Origin of the sequence: uncultured Fibrobacter sp. (assembly GCF_947305105.1) — a bacterium.
Lineage (GTDB): Bacteria > Fibrobacterota > Fibrobacteria > Fibrobacterales > Fibrobacteraceae > Fibrobacter.
Genome location: NZ_CAMZCS010000001.1, coordinates 87,356 through 104,025, shown reverse-complemented (window position 1 = coordinate 104,025; position 16,670 = coordinate 87,356). Strand labels below are relative to the sequence as shown.

16 protein-coding genes are annotated in these 16,670 nt (G+C 53.9%); 11 read left to right on the top strand and 5 right to left on the bottom strand.

Annotation, left to right across the window (positions count from 1 at the left end; genetic code table 11):
* Window positions 1-189 precede the first annotated feature (189 nt).
* Window positions 190-843 carry a fibrobacter succinogenes major paralogous domain-containing protein gene (locus Q0Y46_RS00450; RefSeq protein ID WP_297943642.1) on the bottom strand — a complete coding sequence of 218 codons (654 nt, stop codon included), beginning with the start codon at window positions 841-843 and terminating at the stop codon, window positions 190-192.
* A 1-nt stretch (window position 844) separates the two neighbouring features.
* On the opposite strand from Q0Y46_RS00450, the gene Q0Y46_RS00445 reads away from it, so the two are divergent.
* Window positions 845-1,480 carry a hypothetical protein gene (locus Q0Y46_RS00445; protein WP_297943639.1) on the top strand — a complete coding sequence of 212 codons (636 nt, stop codon included), beginning with the start codon at window positions 845-847 and terminating at the stop codon, window positions 1,478-1,480.
* A 111-nt stretch (window positions 1,481-1,591) separates the two neighbouring features.
* Window positions 1,592-1,753, top strand: coding sequence for a hypothetical protein (locus Q0Y46_RS00440; protein ID WP_297943636.1), 162 nt, complete (start codon window positions 1,592-1,594; stop codon window positions 1,751-1,753).
* Window positions 1,754-1,925: 172 nt separating this feature from the next.
* On the opposite strand, the gene fabF is transcribed toward Q0Y46_RS00440, so the two are convergent.
* Entirely contained in the window at window positions 1,926-3,158 is a 1,233-nt protein-coding gene (gene fabF, locus Q0Y46_RS00435; RefSeq protein ID WP_295678429.1) for a beta-ketoacyl-ACP synthase II, read from the bottom strand.
* 313 nt (window positions 3,159-3,471) lie between these two features.
* On the opposite strand from fabF, the gene orn reads away from it, so the two are divergent.
* The 4 genes from orn to Q0Y46_RS00415 all read left to right on the top strand — a co-directional run bounded on the left by orn (window position 3,472) and on the right by Q0Y46_RS00415 (window position 7,312).
* Complete coding sequence (orn, locus tag Q0Y46_RS00430) at window positions 3,472-4,017, top strand: oligoribonuclease (protein WP_295678427.1); 546 nt, start codon at window positions 3,472-3,474, stop codon at window positions 4,015-4,017.
* A gap of 3 nt (window positions 4,018-4,020) precedes the next feature.
* Entirely contained in the window at window positions 4,021-5,346 is a 1,326-nt protein-coding gene (locus Q0Y46_RS00425; RefSeq protein WP_297943633.1) for a penicillin-binding transpeptidase domain-containing protein, read from the top strand.
* A gap of 7 nt (window positions 5,347-5,353) precedes the next feature.
* Window positions 5,354-6,235 carry a prolipoprotein diacylglyceryl transferase gene (lgt, locus tag Q0Y46_RS00420; RefSeq protein WP_295678425.1) on the top strand — a complete coding sequence of 294 codons (882 nt, stop codon included), beginning with the start codon at window positions 5,354-5,356 and terminating at the stop codon, window positions 6,233-6,235.
* Between the two features lie 162 nt (window positions 6,236-6,397).
* Window positions 6,398-7,312 carry a PD-(D/E)XK nuclease family transposase gene (locus Q0Y46_RS00415; protein ID WP_297943630.1) on the top strand — a complete coding sequence of 305 codons (915 nt, stop codon included), beginning with the start codon at window positions 6,398-6,400 and terminating at the stop codon, window positions 7,310-7,312.
* 125 nt (window positions 7,313-7,437) lie between these two features.
* On the opposite strand, the gene Q0Y46_RS00410 is transcribed toward Q0Y46_RS00415, so the two are convergent.
* Genes Q0Y46_RS00410 through Q0Y46_RS00400 form a run of 3 tightly spaced genes read right to left on the bottom strand, consistent with a single transcriptional unit; the run spans window position 7,438 to window position 10,549 of the window.
* Entirely contained in the window at window positions 7,438-8,766 is a 1,329-nt protein-coding gene (locus tag Q0Y46_RS00410; RefSeq protein ID WP_297943627.1) for a TldD/PmbA family protein, read from the bottom strand.
* 2 nt (window positions 8,767-8,768) lie between these two features.
* On the bottom strand, window positions 8,769-9,008 hold the full coding sequence (locus tag Q0Y46_RS00405; RefSeq protein WP_295678421.1) for an XRE family transcriptional regulator: 240 nt from the start codon (window positions 9,006-9,008) through the stop codon (window positions 8,769-8,771).
* A 23-nt stretch (window positions 9,009-9,031) separates the two neighbouring features.
* On the bottom strand, window positions 9,032-10,549 hold the full coding sequence (locus Q0Y46_RS00400) for a hypothetical protein (RefSeq protein WP_297943624.1): 1,518 nt from the start codon (window positions 10,547-10,549) through the stop codon (window positions 9,032-9,034).
* A gap of 130 nt (window positions 10,550-10,679) precedes the next feature.
* On the opposite strand from Q0Y46_RS00400, the gene nadE reads away from it, so the two are divergent.
* The 5 genes from nadE to Q0Y46_RS00375 all read left to right on the top strand — a co-directional run bounded on the left by nadE (window position 10,680) and on the right by Q0Y46_RS00375 (window position 16,669).
* Window positions 10,680-12,218, top strand: coding sequence for an NAD(+) synthase (gene nadE, locus Q0Y46_RS00395; RefSeq protein ID WP_297943621.1), 1,539 nt, complete (start codon window positions 10,680-10,682; stop codon window positions 12,216-12,218).
* A 90-nt stretch (window positions 12,219-12,308) separates the two neighbouring features.
* A complete protein-coding gene (locus Q0Y46_RS00390; RefSeq protein ID WP_297943618.1) occupies window positions 12,309-12,926 on the top strand; it encodes a peptidylprolyl isomerase in 618 nt (205 codons plus the stop codon).
* Between the two features lie 6 nt (window positions 12,927-12,932).
* The gene (dnaG, locus tag Q0Y46_RS00385) at window positions 12,933-14,873 is read left to right on the top strand and encodes a DNA primase (protein WP_297943615.1); all 1,941 of its coding nucleotides are present in this window, start codon (window positions 12,933-12,935) and stop codon (window positions 14,871-14,873) included.
* A 12-nt stretch (window positions 14,874-14,885) separates the two neighbouring features.
* On the top strand, window positions 14,886-15,629 hold the full coding sequence (gene sufC / locus Q0Y46_RS00380) for a Fe-S cluster assembly ATPase SufC (RefSeq protein WP_295678411.1): 744 nt from the start codon (window positions 14,886-14,888) through the stop codon (window positions 15,627-15,629).
* 2 nt (window positions 15,630-15,631) lie between these two features.
* Entirely contained in the window at window positions 15,632-16,669 is a 1,038-nt protein-coding gene (locus Q0Y46_RS00375) for a SufD family Fe-S cluster assembly protein (RefSeq protein ID WP_297943612.1), read from the top strand.
* Window position 16,670 lies beyond the last annotated feature (1 nt).

Genomic DNA, 16,670 nt, shown 5'->3' with positions numbered 1-16,670 from the left:
TTATCGAAGTCCTTTACGCAGCGAAAATTGAACCGGAGATTTTCCAGAATCGTCATCTCCACAAGAGACAAGCATTAGTAAAGGAAGAAGCATCAGTATCAAATATTTCGGCACGAACTTTTCCTCTGCACATTAAACATCAGACCAGAGAAGGCAGGGCTTTAGGCATAGCACAGCATCCTTATACAATTAATTTTTCACACATCGAATTGAATATGCATTAACACCAACATCTCTATCGCCCGTTACGAAAACATCTTTTTGATATGGAATACCCATTGCATAAGCTCTATATGACAGATTTTTAGACTTATCAGCAGTCCAAAAATATGTGTAATCTGTAGCAAATTTACCCGACCCATTTCGATAACCAGCAGGCAACCCTGAAAAGCAGAATTCATCAGAACCATTAACACCACCTATCAAATCCCATCCTTCTGAACTTTTCAAGTTCTTTCCCGCGAAACTAGAGCCACCAACAGAATCTGCTAAGTCATTCCATTCATTTGTTGTTGGTAAATGCCAACCATCTGGACAAATTCCTTTCCAATTATTTGGAACAAAACAATTTCCCACTCCGGCCGTATTATACCCGCAAGTTGCTCCTTGTTCTTGCGCTAAAGTCAAAGAATCTATTGCGACAGACCAACGATAAAGACGGCCATACTTTTGGCAGTTGTCAACCTCGCCATCTTTACCATCCTTATTGTCATAACACCAACTACGATAACTACTTTTATAATTTTGGACATCGTAATTCAAATTTTCAGCCATCCATTCTTGTTCGCCAATTTTTACGGTCTTGTACGTTTTGCCATCACGGTCATCGTATAAAGAGCCCATAATGCATCCAACAAAGCTGCTAGAAGAACTTTCCTCCGATGATGAGGAACTGGTTTCTTGTACACTCGATGAACTGTATTCCGACGAGGATGATTCTTTGGGTTTCACACTTGATGAACTCTTGTCTTCGGAAGATGATGATTCTTCCGGCTTAATGCTCGACGAACTCTTGACTGACGAAGAACTATCTTTTTTTTCACTGGAAGAACTGCTGTTAGTCGAAGATGATGAAGACTTGCCCTTCGGCTCACTTGAAGAATTTGCCGTTTCTAACGATGAGGAAGAGACATCAGACTTTGAACTAGAAGATTCGTTCTTTACCGACGATGACGAAGACTTGCCTTTCATCATACTTGAAGAACTCTCTTTTTTCAAAGATGATGAAGAATTGATTTTTATCGAGGATGATAGAGGCTTGTTTTTAGTTGTACTTGAAGACGAATCCTTCGACGAAGAGGACAGAGTCTCGCTAGAAGAATCTTCAGAAGAAGGTTCCTCTGGGCTCAAGCTACCGCTGGAACTGTCTCCACCACACGAAATGAAGAAGAAAACAAAAAATGCAAATACAAATTTATTCTTCACCGCAATCTACCCTGATTTTGTGTTCGTATCGGAGTCCCCTATCTCGAAATGGTAGCATTTTTCCGCCTTGCGGGCAACCTTCGTAGCCAGCTGGAACAGTTTTTTCCCCATCTTCAAGCTATTGCAAAACGAGGTGAAATTATGTAATTTCAGTTCGAGGTATCTTATGACAGTAGACATGAGCGACTATGACGAAGCGGTGGCAAGGTATGTAGGGGCGATGAAAAAATCGGAAGAAATCGCGAAGAAAATGCGCGATGCGAACAAGCCGATTGAGGAAATCATCGAGTTCACGGGCCTTTCAGAAAAGACAATTCGCGAACTTTAATTTGTATATTCACCGCCCTGTCCCAAAGACAGGGCTTTTTTCTGCTCGTTCTTTGGATGCTAAAATCTTTCAAAGATGATTGCACATACTTTATAAACAAGAAACCTCGCCGGGATTTTCCGGCGAGGCGAGTTTCTTAGTGGAGATCCCCGCGGGGATGACACATTACTGATTAGTCGCGGGCAAGCAGGAGCACGCTGTTCTGTCCGCCGAAGCCGAAGCTGTCGGAAAGAGCGTACTTGAACGAATGGTTCACGTTGCCGTTCGCGCAGACATCCAGGTGGATGCGTTCGTCCTGTTCGAAGACGTTCCTTGTCGCATGGATGGTCTGGTTCACGAGGGACTTCACGGTGATGATGGCTTCAAGAGCACCAGCAGCACCGAGGGCGTGGCCGATCATGCACTTGGAGGAGTTCACCTTGAGGCTGTCCAAAGAGCCGGCGAAGACCTTCTCGAGGGCAGAGCATTCGGCGACGTCGCCCAGCGGAGTGGAAGTACCGTGCGTATTGACGTATCCGACGTCCTTCGGGGAGATGCCGGCTTCGCGGAGGGCCATCTCAATAGCGAGGCGGACGCCTTCACCGTCTTCGCGGGGAGCGGACATGTGGTGAGCATCGGCACTGACACCGACACCCGCAATGCGGGCGAGGATGTTGGCACCACGCTTTTCGGCGTGCGTGCGGCTTTCGAGCACGAGGATGCCGGAACCTTCGCCGATGACGAAACCATCACGGCCCTTGTCGAACGGACGGGATGCAGTGGCAGGATCGTCGTTGCGTTTGCTCAAGGCATGCATGGAGGTAAAGCCTGCAAGGGCGAGCGGGTTGACCGTCTCGTCGGCACCGCCAGCCAGCATGATGTCGGCACGACCGAAACGAATCTGGTCGTAGGCGGCGGCAATAGAATGGTTAGAAGTGGCACATGCGGAAACGACCGCATAGCAGGGGCCCATCCACTTGGTGCGGTTGGAAACTTCGCCAGCCGGCATGTTGGTGATGGACATCGGGATGAAGAACGGGGATACGCGGCTCGGGCCACGGTTGGCGAGCGTGACGGCGTTTTCCATGTAGGGGTTCATGCCGCCGATACCGGCACCGATAATCACGCCGGAACGGGTAGGATCCTCGTTCTCGGGATTGATTCCAGCATTTTTCAAAGCCTGGAAGGCAGAGAATACCGCATACTGGATGCACTTGGAATACCTGGACTGGTCGCGGTTGCTGAAATACTCCGACGCATCAAATTCCTTGACTGCAGCGGCAATCTTGATCGGGAAAGCGGATACGTCGAACCTGTCGATGATATCGATTCCCGACTTTCCTTGCAGGAGGTTGTCCCAGAGTAAATCAGGGGAGTTGCCGAGGGTCGACACGCAACCCATACCGGTAATGACTACTTCTTCCATATTAGTCCTTCTTTAACAAATTAATGGTGCCAATATAGAAAAAGATTACAGTTTCCAAGTCCTAAAAAGGGCTTAAAAAAGAAAAAAGCGATAAAACAGCCCAAAATTGCCATTAAACGGAAAAAAATAACAATAAAATCAAAAATCAGGCTCCGTACGGGCATAATTCCACCTTGCATCGCCACAAGAACCGATTATAAAAAAAAATTTCAAAATACTTACATGTACTAAAAGTCCCCCCTCCATTTTTTTACAGACGGAGCCCCACAAAACGGCCATCTCCAACCGGCAAAATATTAAATTTGCTCTTATCATGACGAAAAAGAAAAGTTCCCACAATCTCGTCTGGATGGACCTGGAAATGTCCGGCCTCGAACCCGAAAAGGACGTTGTCCTGGAAATTGCGACCATCGTCACCAACGCCGAACTGGAAATCCTGGCCGAAGGCCCTGTCATCGCGATACACCAGCCGGAAAACGTGTTCGAGGGCATGGACGAGTGGAATACCCGCCACCACAACCAGAGCGGGCTCGTGGAACGCTGCCGACATTCGCAATATTCCCTGGCCGACGCCGAACTGGAGACGCTCCGGTTCATCAAGCCGTTCACCGAAAAGGGGAAAAACGTGCTCTGCGGCAATTCCATCACGCAGGACAGGCGATTCCTCTACAAATACATGCCCGAAATTTCCGAGTGGCTGTGCTACAGGAATATCGATGTCAGTTCAATCAAGGAGCTCACCTACCGCTGGTACCCGAAACTGGAGGAATTCCAGAAGGAAAAACGCCACGAAGCCCTGAACGACATCCGCGAAAGCATCGCCGAGCTCGCCTACTACCGTAAAACCATTTTCAAGTAGCCAATGAAACATTATTACAGCACGACAAACCGCCTCCCCTATCGTAAGAGGCTCCGCAACCGCATTATAGCCATAGCCCTCCTTGTCCTCATCGCCTTCGGAGTCGGTGCCGCCATCCTCCACGAAGATACTAGACCCCAGGACACCCCCAAAAAAGAAGTGGCGACACAAGAATCGCAGGAAATCCAGCAGAAAATTGCCGAGCTCAAGAAAGCCGATTCTATCGAAAGGGAGCAGGAACACCAAGAAGACCTGAGCAACACACAGGCCACGCTCGTTGCCGAAATTGTCCCCGAAAACGCGCCCGAGCCCGAAATTGTCGACAGCGCACACATCAAATCGCAGAGGAACGTGTTCCTCGCCGAAAAAATCGACCAGATGCTGCGCCGCTACAAGCCCGATTACGGCGTGGTCCTCGTCGTGAACGCCAAGACAAACGAAATCATCGCCTGGGGCGAACGCCGCGACGACAAGGTGCAGAACCAGCCGGATTACTTCGTCAAGAATTCCTTCCCCGCCGCTTCGCTCGCGAAGACGGTCACCATCGCCGCAGCCATGGAATCCGGACGCTACTCGCTCGACACGCCCATCCCCATGCGCGGGGCAAGCCACACGCTCTACAAGAGCCAGCTCCGCGTGCCCGAAGACTACACCGGCACGACCATCGAACTGCAAGACGCCTACGCCAAGTCGAGCAACGCCCCGCTCGGCATCATCGGCATGAATGTCGGTGCAAACAAGCTCCGCAGCAGCGCGAAAAACCTGGGCTACAACATGAACTTCCCGGGAGGCATCCCCGGGCGAGCCACCTACAACCCGCCCGACACCGGCTACGGGCTCGCCGAAACAAGTTGCGGCTTCACCGAAGACATCACGCTCCCGCCGCTCCTCGCCGCAGCCCAGGTCCGCGCCATTCTCATGAAGCAACCCCTAGAAATTCCCTGGGCAGACAACCTCGCCCCCTACGCCCCGACAAACCGCATTGCGCTCGACGTGGGCAAATTCAGTGACAACACCTACTACGGGCTCCGCCAGGCCATGATCCGCGCCGTCGAAAAAGGCACTGCCCGCAAGCACATGTCGCGCAAGAACATCGCCCGCAAGAATTTCGAAGCGCTCTATCTCGGCGGAAAGACTGGCTCCCTCGACGGAAAGGACCCCGCCGGACGCTACGACTGGTTCATGGGATTCGCCCAAGCCAAGGACGACCCGAGCAAGGCTATCGTGGTCGTCGTGATGCAGGTCCACAAAGAAATCCGTTCGCAGCCGGCAACCCAAGTGGCCGCCGTCGTCATCAACCACTGGGCACACCAGAATTTAGAGAAGTGAGGACAACATGACTCAAAACATAACCAACCCCTCCTGGTGGAACCTCATCCCGAGCTACTTTGACGGGATTGCCATCACCATCGGCAACTTCCCCGTCCACTGGTACGGCGTGATGTACATTTTCGCGTTTGTCACGGCCTACCTCGTCATGACGCAAATCAACAAAAAAGAGAACCTGGGTTATACCAAGGAACAGTTCGACAGCCTGTTCACCTGGGCCATCGCCGGCATCCTCATCGGTGCGCGCCTCGGCTACGTTTTCTTCTACAAGCCCGGCTATTATTTCGCGAACCCGACCGAGATTATCCTGCCACTCTCGCATGACGCGCTCGGCTACCACTTCACCGGCATTTCGGGCATGAGCTACCACGGAGGCATGATTCTCGGCACAATCTTTGCCGTCATCGGGATGAAGCGCAACAAGATGGATGTGTGGAAAACGCTCAACCTGAGTTTCTTGGCGGCACCGCTCGCCTACACTTGGGGACGCTTCGGCAACTTCATCAACGGCGAACTTTTTGGCGAAGTGACGACGAGCCCCATCGGCATGTGGTTCCCGCTCGCCCACGACAGCCCCATCACGAATCCGATTCTGCACCACCCGAGCCAGCTCTACGAAATGTGCTTCGAAGGCATTATCTTGTTCGTACTGCTGTGGAACCTCCGCAAGATACCTCTCCTACGCGACAAGATGCCGTGCCTGTACCTGATGGGCTACGGATTGTTCCGCTTCTTCATTGAATTCTTCCGCAGGCCCGATGCGCACCTCGGACGCGTGGACCTGTTCGGCATGAGCCGCGGGCAAACGCTCTGCAGCCTAATGATCCTGGCCGGAGTGATTTGGCTGCTCGTGATTGTTTATAGGAACAAGAAGAAGAAAGAAAGTTAAGAGGCGTGGGCCGCACCGTAAGGGACATGATTGACGTCATCCGCAACGCGGACAAGTAAAATTCTTCATTCCCCTGGACAAAAACCGCCGTAAAAACGTCTATAGGAACAGACGGGCATGAGCCCGTCTGCGAACCGGCGCGTTCCGGCAAGGGAAAAACACATGATTCGAGAAGAATTTGCCGAATTTCTCAAGGAACTCAGGAAAATAAACGACAACGGAGGAGATATAGACACATTCGTCAAGAAACACGAGCATAGGAATGTGTACTTCTACAATGACGGCTGCATCAAGAAGATTCTCGCGAGCGAGAAGAACCTCATGCTCACGACGGACCTGGTGAACGCAGCCCTGGGCCTCATCGGCTCCGAACGCATCGAGAACCCAAAACTTGTCAACCCGTTCATCCCAGGGGAATTGGGCTACCGCAACGTAGAACCGGACATCCTTTTGACGAATGACCGCGATGGCGATGTGCCTCGGGACCGCATTTCCATCGAGGTCCAGCACGAGGATAACAAATCCTTGTTCAAAGACCGTCTGGTCCTCTACGTGGCACGCCTCACAAGCAACATGGCTAGGAAGGGGAAAACGCCCCGTCTTGAAAACCTGAATGTGATTAGCTTTCTGTTCTTTGACGCGTTTCCTGAGTCGGCGAACTATCGCCACACGGTGCAGCTACGCAACCAGGAACAGCAGGTGTATTTTGACAAGCAGACAGTCACGCTGATTGAGGTGGAAAAGTTCTTCAAGAAAGCACAAAGGTTCGTTGGGGACAGTAGTCGCCTCGCCCAGTGGCTCCGTGCCATTGACACCTTGAACCGCGATGCTGATTTCAGCGAATTTGCAAACGACCCCATCTTCAGGCTATTGCAAAACGAGGTGAAATTATGTAATTTCAGTTCGAGGTATCTTATGACAGTAGACATGAGTGACTTTGACGAAGCTGTGGCAAGGTATGTAGGAGCGATGAAAAAATCGGAAGAAATCGCGAAGAAAATGCGCGATCAAAACGAACCGATACAGAAAATAGCCTCTTATACAGGTCTCTCGGAAAAGACTATCCGCGAGCTGTAATTTGTATGTTCACGGCCCTGTCCCAAAGACAGGGCTTTTGCCTTATAGAAACGTTTACACCCTTTTATGTTAGATTTATGAACGTTTCATTCAAACTCGGGCCTGGAGCCTCATAGCTCAAACCTTTAGCAACTCACCGCGAGTTCGCTTATGGCGAGGGCAGGGACTTTGTAGCTTGCGAACGGATTGTAGTATTCGTTGCCGACTCCGACGACATTCTTGATGATATCGAAGAAGTTTCCAGACAAGGTAACACCATCGACGGGGTGTTGAATCACGCCGTTTTCGCACCAGAACCCGTGAGCGCCAATGCTGAGTTCACCCGAGACGGCATTGCAGCCGGAGTTGCCCTCCAGCCGGACAACCAGCAAGCACTTGGGGAAAAGCTTCAGGAGTTCCGAGGTCGACATCGTTCCGGGAGGTACGCAAAGATTGTAGAACGAGGTTCCCATCTTGCCGCCGAAATCGCGGGCCCCGTTGCCAGTTGTCTTGCGACCCGCCTTCGAAGCACTTTCCAGATTGTACAGGGCCTCGTTGAACACGCCCCCGTCCACCACTTTCACGCGGCGGGTCAGGCAGCCTTCGGAATCAAAGTAAAAGCGATGCTGGAACAAATCACCCGTCGGGTCGTTCCACAGCGAAAATTCCTTGGATGCGATGGTCTCCCCTTCTTTGCCGGCCAGGCGGGACATTCCCTTCTGCATGGCCTCGGCAATGAACGGCTGGGTGTACATTCCGACAAGGCGCGAAGAAATGCGCTCCGAGAACACCACCGGAACGACACCACCATCAATTTTCTTGGCGCCGAAAAGCTCCACCGCATAGCCAGCAGCCTTCGTCGCAATTTCGTTGACATCGAATTCATCCCAACGGCGGCCGTTCTTGACAAAGTGTCCGAGTTTCTTGGTCTCGCCACGAGCGGCTACGGCACCCACGCCCGCCGACACAGAATTCGACTTCGCGGAATACATCAGCCCCGTATGGTTCGCCACGATGGAAAGGCTCGATTCGATATCGCCCCCGAGATAGGGAATATTCACGATTTCGTTGCACTTCGCGAACGTTTCCTTTTCCAACTGGATGCAGAAATCCCTCATCTGGGCCAAGTCCAGCGATTCCAGGGAAGGGTCGTAATTCGGTTCGTCCGTAGGAATCTGCGCAGCGCTAGGCAGTTCAATGTCTATTTTCTCGGTCCACTGCGTATGGCAAAGCGCATCCTTCAGCGTCTGCCCGAGAGCGTCCTTCGTAAGCCGTTCCGTATGCGCATAACCTGGGTGACCGTCCTTGATGACACGGATGCCGAGCCCCACGGAATCAGAAATTTCTGTATTCTGCACCTGCCCCTGGAAAACGGAGAGGCCTTCGGTGTGGTCGGTAGAGGCAATAATGTCAAACTGTTCAGCCTCGCCCTTCGCGAGGTCACACATACAAGAAACGGCTTCGGTAATGTTCATAATTAAGGCTCACTCCTCTTTGCTTTGCTGGCGAGCATGCGCCAGTAGGCGGCGGGGCTGCCGGTCACAGATTCAAGGGATTCAGCAAGTTCACGAGTGATTTCAACGGAGCCATCAATCAAACCTTCGAGCGTTTCCATCGAAACACCGATACGGCGGGCAAATTCAGCCTTGTCCATCTTGAGCCATTCGAGGCCTTCGAGAATCGCCTGTCCCGGCGTAGGAGTTCCGTGTCTTGCCATTGCATTATCCTTTTTCGTCTCGTCTAGAACGCAACCTCTTTCCAACCTTCCGCACCGAAGCGGAGGTCGCGTTCGACAAATTCCCAAATCAAAAGTTTCTTGCCCTTGAGCACGCCGGCCTTGCGGGCGAGTTTTTCGCGCACCAAGGTCGAGGCGCCACCATCGCTCACGATACTTGCAACAGGCCTGCCCATTTCCTTTGCGAAATGCGCAATCCAACCTGCGTTCACCGGAGCATCCGTCTGGTAGATGCGGCTGAAGCTATCACCGAGAATCAAGATCTTTGCCTTGCGGAAGTCATCCTTAAACGGAATCTTTGTCGTGTCGCGCACGACAGTCGAATCTGAAAGGGAATCCGCCGGTGCTTCCATGCGTTCCGAAACTTCCTGTTGCGAAACCACATGACCGGTTACCTGTTGCACCTTGAACACATTGAACTTATTGAGCCCGCTCATCTCGCCGATATCGCCCATGCGGTCGGCCAAGGAATCGCTTGCCACGAAGTTGATGGAGGCTTCGCCAATGTCCACAACACCTGCCTCCGCCATTTCGCGAACCTTCTTTGCAATCACGCTAGCGGCAAGTTCGGCACCTCGGGGAGTCCAGTGCGTATCGTCGTTGAGGTACAGTGCTCCAAGGTTTGAATCATCCGCCTTCGCAGCCAACAAAGGCGTGTACAAATCCACCGTATTGAGCCCAAGCGATGCCAGCGAATCAAGAATCTTCTTGCCGTGGCTCGCACTGTTTATAGCAGCACCGGTCAAGCGTTCCGGATACACGCTCGGCTTGCCCGGAGTAATCACCACAAGGAGTTCCACTCCCTTCGCCTTGAGCTGGTCACGGAAGCGGAGAATCGCCTGAATCGGGTTGTCGAGCTTTGCGCTACGCACATCGAGCGGCGATGGTTGCACCAAAAATTCAACGTCTTGTCTATAAAAGAGCCAGCGCCCTTCGCCAGAGCCGAGTACGACCTTTTCGCCTGGGTCGTTAAAGATATTCCACACAGCAAGCTGGTACTGCGGCCTAACCGCGAGCACAAGAGCATTCTCGTCTTCCACCTTCTTTTCGAAGGCTCGCAAATAGCGGCTCGTCCACACGCCGTAATGCTTGACCCCGAGGAATGCACGCCACAGCGAAAAATGCCCGAACTCGCCGACCACCGCCTTGAGCGTGGAATCGGCCGCCTTGAAGTTTTCGGGTTCATCCTCGAGCGTCGAGAGCAATGTATCCGCACGCTTGAGCAACTTGTAATCGGCTTCACCTGTATCCAACGCCGCATAGGCATTGACCGTGAGCACCGAGGCTTCTAAATCAGAAAGCGCACCGACAACCGGTTCAAGAGCTTCGGAAGTTTCCGCCCCACCCGCAATGGATTCCCGAGCCACACGCCAGGCACTATCCAATTTGAGAGCACCAGCGGCGATATTTGATTCACGGACAAACGGGGTATAAACAACATCCTTGAAAATATCGAGGGAAACGAATCGTTTTTCGCCACGAATATCGTCAATTGCCTGCACACCAAAAGGTGTCAAAAGCAAAATTCCAAAAAAAACAACTAAAATGACGTACTTTTTCTGCACATTTGAAAGATAGAATATTATTATTTTTGGCACAAAGGAAGTCTATAGACTGAAACGAGAATTTCCTATGAAAATATTCCTGTGCCAAATGAACGTCGTCCCGGGAAAGCCGGAAACTAACTTCGAAACAATCAAGGCATCCGTAGCCGAGGCCGTCGCCAAGCACGCCGAGCTCGTCGTTTTTCCGTCGTTCTGCCTCTCCGGGGCCATGGCAGGAGACCTTTTCTTGCAACAGTCCTTCCGGGAAAAGTGCAACAAGTACGGTGAAAAAATCATCGCGCTTTCGAAGAATATCGACATCATCTTCGGCAACATCGACCGCGAAAACCGCAACAAGGTCATCCACGCAAGCGCAGGCAAACTCGCCGAGAAGCCCCTGACGCAATGCACAATCCGCATTGACTGTAGTCCCTTCGCCGTCGGGCTATCCGAGACGCGCCTTTCTTCGCTTGGTTCCGATGCGAAACGCACCGCCAAGCCGATTCTCTTTGTAAACGCCGTCGGCACCGAAAACACGGGCAAGCGCATATTCGCCTTTGACGGATGCAGCGCCGCCATCAACGCCGACGGTTCCATCGCCTACCAGTTTCCCGCCTTCGAAGCATTCTCTGCCCTCGTCGACGTCCAGGCGAACAAAGTCACCGCCGAGACCGATTTCGGCATCGCGCTCGGCATGCCGCAACAACTTTCGAGCATTGCCAAAATCCGCACAGCACTGGTCTACATGATCCGCGAGAACCTGAAGCGCATGGGAATCAAGCGCATGGTCATCGGCGCGAGCGGCGGCATCGACAGCGCTGTTTCTGCGGCTCTCTATACCGAAGCCCTCGGCAGCGAAAACGTGTTCCTGGTGAACATGCCGACAAAGTTCAATTCGGACACGACAAAGAATGCGGCACGTGACTTGGCCGAGAACCTGGGTACCCCCTACATGGTTGTCCCCATATCCGACATGCTCGATTCCGTCCGCGAAAGCCTCGGCAAATGTTCTTTTGTCCGCAACGACACCCCGATGAAGGTGGAAGGCATCAACTACGAGAACTTGCAAGCCCGCACCCGTTCTTCTTCCGTGCTCTCGACGGTCGCCTCCGTCCTTGGTGCAGGAGTCACCTGCAACGGGAACAAGAGCGAAGCCATGGTCGGCTACTGCACGCTCTACGGCGATACCTGCGGCGTGATGTGCGCCCTGGGCGACCTCTGGAAAACGCAAGTGTACGCCCTCGCCCACGAGATCAACAAGGACAAGGAAATCATCCCGAGGGCAAGCATCGAAATCCCTGCGAGTGCCGAACTGAGCGAAGCCATGAACGTGGACGAGGGCAAGGGAGATCCAATAATCTACCCCTACCACGACAGGCTCTTTGCCTACTGGGTGGAACGCAACAAGTCCCTGGAAGATTCCCTCGAACTCCTCGGCCGCGGGGCGTCCAGTTTCTGCCGCGAACTCGGTGTCGACGAGGCTCTTTTCCGCAAGCATTTCCCGACAGACGGAGCCGCCTCCGAAGACATGGCCGCATGGCACCGCCGCTACAGGGGAATCGCACTCGCCAAGCGCCTGCAGTTCCCGCCCACGCTCACCATCTCGAGCCATCCCTTCGGCGGCGAGTACTACGAAGCCCAAGCGTAAATTCTACAAGCGAATCGCTAAAATTCTATATTTAGGCTCCAACCCCCATTCTCATGCGGGCCGCTCCCGCATGCCAAAAAAAGGATTCTTATGAAAATAGCCGACAAGACCGTCGTCCAGATGCACTACACCCTCACCTCCGACGAAGGAAAGGTCATCGATTCATCCGAAGGACGCGAGCCCCTACAGTACATCCAAGGAGCCCACATGATCGTGGTCGGCCTCGAAAAGGCCATGGTCGGCCATGAAGTCGGCGACAAGTTCGACGTGAAGGTCATCCCCGCCGAAGGTTACGGGGAATACGACGAGCGCATGACCCAGGAAGTTCCGCTGGACGTTTTCCAGGATGTCCAGAATGTCGAAGCCGGCATGATGTTCTACGCCCAGACGCCCATGGGCCCGATGCCCATCCGCGTGAAGTCCGTCTCGGGCGACAAGGCCGTGATTGACGCGAACCACGAACTGGCTGGCCAGAACCTGAACTTCGCCATCGAAGTCGTGGATGTCCGCGAAGCGACCGAAGAAGAACTGAACCCGCAGGGTCACTGCTGCTGTGGCGGCGACGGTGAATGCAAGTGCGGCGAAGAAGGCCACGAATGCGAATGTGGCGGCGACCCTTCGACAGGCTCAGGGACCGGTAAAAAAGAAAATTGCGACGGCAAGGGTGGCTGCGGCTGCCCCAACCACGACAAGCACCACAACGCATAAAAACCTATGCCATTCTACCCTAACGAAGTCATCCAACAGCTGAAGGCGCAAGCGGACATTTCGCTTGTCATCCAGCAGTTTATCCCGCTCAAGAAAAGCGGGAACGGACGCTTCGTGGGGATGTGTCCCTTCCACGACGACCACTCGCCCAGCATGAGCGTAAACCCGACGCTCGGAATTTACAAGTGCTTTGCCTGTGGTGCCGGTGGGGACGTGTTCAAGTTTGTCCAGGAGCACGAGAAAATCGACTTCAACGGAGCCGTGGAATGGGTCGCCAATTTTGTAGGGTTCCCTCTCCCGAACTTTGCAAGCAAAGAAAGCGCCGAAGTCACCGAAGAACGCACCATGGTCCGCAAGCTGAACGAACTGGCCTGCGAATGGTTCGAGCAGCAGCTCGCCCTGAGCCCCAAGGCACTCGAATACCTGGCCAAGCGCAACATCAGCGAGAGCACGCGACGGGAATTCCACATCGGCTACGCGCCCGACGGACGCGAAGGCTTTATCGGGTATGCCGCGCGCAACGGGTTCTCGCCTAGGGACTGCGTCAAGGCGGGCCTTGCCACCGAAAAGAAGAACGGGGGCATCGCAGACAAGTTCCGCGACCGCCTCATGATTGCCATCCAGAACCAGTCGGGAATCGTCGTCGCGTTCGGCGGGCGCGATTTGGCCCCCAAGCAGGAAGGCTTCGAGCGGCCCAAATACATGAACAGCCCGGACACGGCGCTCTACAACAAGAGCGACATCCTGTTCGGCCTGAACCACAGCCGCGCCTCCATAGCCAAGGAAAACGCGGTCATCATCGTCGAAGGGTACTTCGACCTCATCAGCCTTTACCAAGGTGGCGTCACGAATGTCGTGGCGGCATCGGGCACCGCCCTCACCGAGACGCACGCAAGCATCCTTTCGCGCTACGCCAAGACGGCCTACCTCGTATTCGACGGCGACGCCGCCGGCCGCAAAGCCACGCTCCGCAGCCTCGAAATCGTGCTTCCCAAGGGAATCGCCCCGCGCATCTTCGCACTTTCCCGCCCGGACGGCACCAAGATCGACCCGGACAACTTCGTGAACGAACGCGGCGCCGACGCCTTCCGAGCCGAACTTTCCAAGGCCGAGGACTGGCTCAGCTACTTGAGCCACGAGATGCCCACGACGAGCCTGGAAGACCGCGCGAACTTCATCACCTACGCGAAATCCATCATCAAGAGCATCAACAATCCCGAGCTCAAGAACGAATACCTCAAGCTCGTCTCGGAAAGGTTCAACACGAGCCGTTCGCTCGACCAAATCAAGAGCATCCAGCCCAAGCACAGGGTACAAGCTAAACAACCCCTGCCGCAGCCCAACAACATGGACGCCCCGCCCCCGGCCGACGGCGACCCGATGGGAGCCGCAGAACAAGCCGCCCCCGAAGTCAGCATTCCCTGGTATGCGCTCCCGCCCATCGAGGTGCGCTTCGCCAACCTGCTTTTCAGGAACCCCACCCTGCTCGACCGCGCCAGCGAATACTTCGACATGGAATATGCCGCGAGCGGCATCAGGCTCCTCGAATCCTCCATCGTAGACGAATTTGTCGGTACGATACTTTCCCAGTACGCCGAGACCGGGTACTTTTCGCCGCAGGTCCTCTACGACAGCGTCTCGCCCGAACTCAAGCTGTTCATCGAAGGGCTCCCCGAAGAAAATTGGACTCCGCCCAACGAGATTTACGAGTTCTACGATTCATTGATGTTTTTCACGCTCAGCCTGTGCAACCGCTACAAGAAGGCGATTCCGCTGGACAGCGACGAAGGCGTACAGCAGCGCCTGAAACTGAACGGTTTTACAAACGAAATGGAAAAAATCAACCGCGATTACAAATCGGGGTTCATCACCATCGACACTTTTGCGGACCAAATCATCCGCAGCAAATCAAGTTTAATCCAACTGCAGGCATCCATGCCCATGTAAGGGAGAAACCTTATGCTATCCATTAAAGACCTAAAAGCAAGCATCGAAGACGGGACCCAAATCCTCAAAGGCATCAACCTGGAGGTCAAACCGGGCGAAGTCCACGCCATCATGGGCCCGAACGGATCGGGCAAAAGCACCCTTTCCAAGGTCATCGCCGGGCACCCCGCCTACAAGGTGGACGGAGGCTCCGTCGAACTTGACGGCAAGAACCTGCTTGCAATGGAAATCAACGAACGCGCGAACTCGGGCCTGTTCATCAGCACGCAGTACCCCACCGAAATCCCGGGCGTGAACAACGTGGAATTCCTGAAGATGGCGCTCAACAGCAAGCGTGCCTACCTCGGCCTCCCCGAAATCGGCGAAGACGAATTCAAGAAACTCTGCGAAGAAAAAATGCAGCTGCTCGAAATGGACGAACGTTACCGCGAGCGCGGCGTGAACGACGGCATGAGCGGCGGCGAAAAGAAGCGCAACGAAATTCTCCAGATGGCCATCCTCGACCCGAAAGTGAGTTTCCTCGACGAGACGGACTCCGGCCTGGATATTGACGCGCTCCGCATCGTCGCCAACGGCATCAACCACATCATGAGCCCCGAAAAGGCAGTCATTCTCGTGACGCATTACCAGCGCCTGCTGGACTACATCAAGCCCACCTACGTACACGTGCTGCGCCACGGCAAGATTATCCTGAGCGGAGGCCCGGAACTGGCGCTGAAACTGGAAGAACAGGGCTACGACTGGATCGAGGAATAAAGATGGACGCAGTCACCCGCATACAGCAAATAGGCATGCCCCGCCGCAACAACGAGTTGTGGACATTCTTCCCCGTGGCAAAGATTCCGAACGTACTGAACGCTGATGGAGATTGCCGCCACCACGCTTCGCTCGTGGCAGGCTCCGCTAACGCTCCTCGCAATGACAAACAGGAATCATTAGACTTTTCAAAAGAAAACGACTTCGCGGCGCTTCTCCCGCTCGCAAAGAATGCGCGCACCATGGTGCGGACGATTCCCGAAGGCGCAAACGAAATGGCCATGCTCAAGTGCAACGACGACTTCGGGCACACGGTACTGGACATCGGGAAAGGCGCACACGTGAGCCTGGAAATCCTTGACAACAAAGTCCAGCACGAAATTGTCGCCGAGCGATTCGATATCAGCGTGGGCGAAGGCGCCGACGTGGAAATCTTCTTCGCGAACCCGGCCAGCGCCCTGCCGCTCCGCTTCCGCCATTTCCGCATCACGCAGGCGGCAAACAGCATGGTGCGCTTCTCGAACATCCTGACGGATTCGGGCATCGGGCGCATCAGCATGGACTGCGACCTGAACGGAGAAGGTGCGACGTTTGACTACAGGAGCCTTTCCATACTGGACAACACGGCCAGCATGCACCAACGCCTTACGATACGGCACAACGCCCCGAACACGGTAAGCACGCAGCTCGCGCGCAACCTGCTTTCCGGCAGCGCCTACGCCAGCTACGACGGCATGGTCATTGTCGGGGAAAAATGCACCAAGGTGAACTCCGGCCAGCTCGTGAACACGATTCTCCTTTCGGAAGATGCAAGCGTTTCGGTAAAGCCCGTCCTAAAGATTTATCACGACGACGTGGAATGTACGCACGGCAACACCGTGGGCGAACTCGACGCGGAACAGATGTTCTACCTCGTGAGCCGCGGCATCCCGAAAGAGACCGCGAAAAAGATGCTCATGAAGGCGTTCGCACAAGAGACTTTCTTGCCACTGCCCGAAACTCCGGCCAAGAAGCGTCTGTTGCAGACACTTTCTGTTTAAA

Bases quoted from the DNA above. Each gene is read 5' to 3' on its own strand.
- sufC (WP_295678411.1), top strand. From the start codon at position 14,886: ATGCTATCCATTAAAGACCTAAAAGCAAGCATCGAAGACGGGACCCAA.
- Q0Y46_RS00440 (WP_297943636.1), top strand. From the start codon at position 1,592: ATGACAGTAGACATGAGCGACTATGACGAAGCGGTGGCAAGGTATGTA.
- Q0Y46_RS00450 (WP_297943642.1), bottom strand. From the start codon at position 843: ATGGGCTCTTTATACGATGACCGTGATGGCAAAACGTACAAGACCGTA.
- Q0Y46_RS00415 (WP_297943630.1), top strand. From the start codon at position 6,398: ATGATTCGAGAAGAATTTGCCGAATTTCTCAAGGAACTCAGGAAAATA.
- Q0Y46_RS00445 (WP_297943639.1), top strand. From the start codon at position 845: ATGCATCCAACAAAGCTGCTAGAAGAACTTTCCTCCGATGATGAGGAA.
- nadE (WP_297943621.1), top strand. From the start codon at position 10,680: ATGAACGTCGTCCCGGGAAAGCCGGAAACTAACTTCGAAACAATCAAG.
- Q0Y46_RS00390 (WP_297943618.1), top strand. From the start codon at position 12,309: ATGAAAATAGCCGACAAGACCGTCGTCCAGATGCACTACACCCTCACC.
- Q0Y46_RS00375 (WP_297943612.1), top strand. From the start codon at position 15,632: ATGGACGCAGTCACCCGCATACAGCAAATAGGCATGCCCCGCCGCAAC.
- Q0Y46_RS00410 (WP_297943627.1), bottom strand. From the start codon at position 8,766: ATGAACATTACCGAAGCCGTTTCTTGTATGTGTGACCTCGCGAAGGGC.
- orn (WP_295678427.1), top strand. From the start codon at position 3,472: ATGACGAAAAAGAAAAGTTCCCACAATCTCGTCTGGATGGACCTGGAA.
- dnaG (WP_297943615.1), top strand. From the start codon at position 12,933: ATGCCATTCTACCCTAACGAAGTCATCCAACAGCTGAAGGCGCAAGCG.
- lgt (WP_295678425.1), top strand. From the start codon at position 5,354: ATGACTCAAAACATAACCAACCCCTCCTGGTGGAACCTCATCCCGAGC.
- Q0Y46_RS00405 (WP_295678421.1), bottom strand. From the start codon at position 9,008: ATGGCAAGACACGGAACTCCTACGCCGGGACAGGCGATTCTCGAAGGC.
- fabF (WP_295678429.1), bottom strand. From the start codon at position 3,158: ATGGAAGAAGTAGTCATTACCGGTATGGGTTGCGTGTCGACCCTCGGC.
- Q0Y46_RS00425 (WP_297943633.1), top strand. From the start codon at position 4,021: ATGAAACATTATTACAGCACGACAAACCGCCTCCCCTATCGTAAGAGG.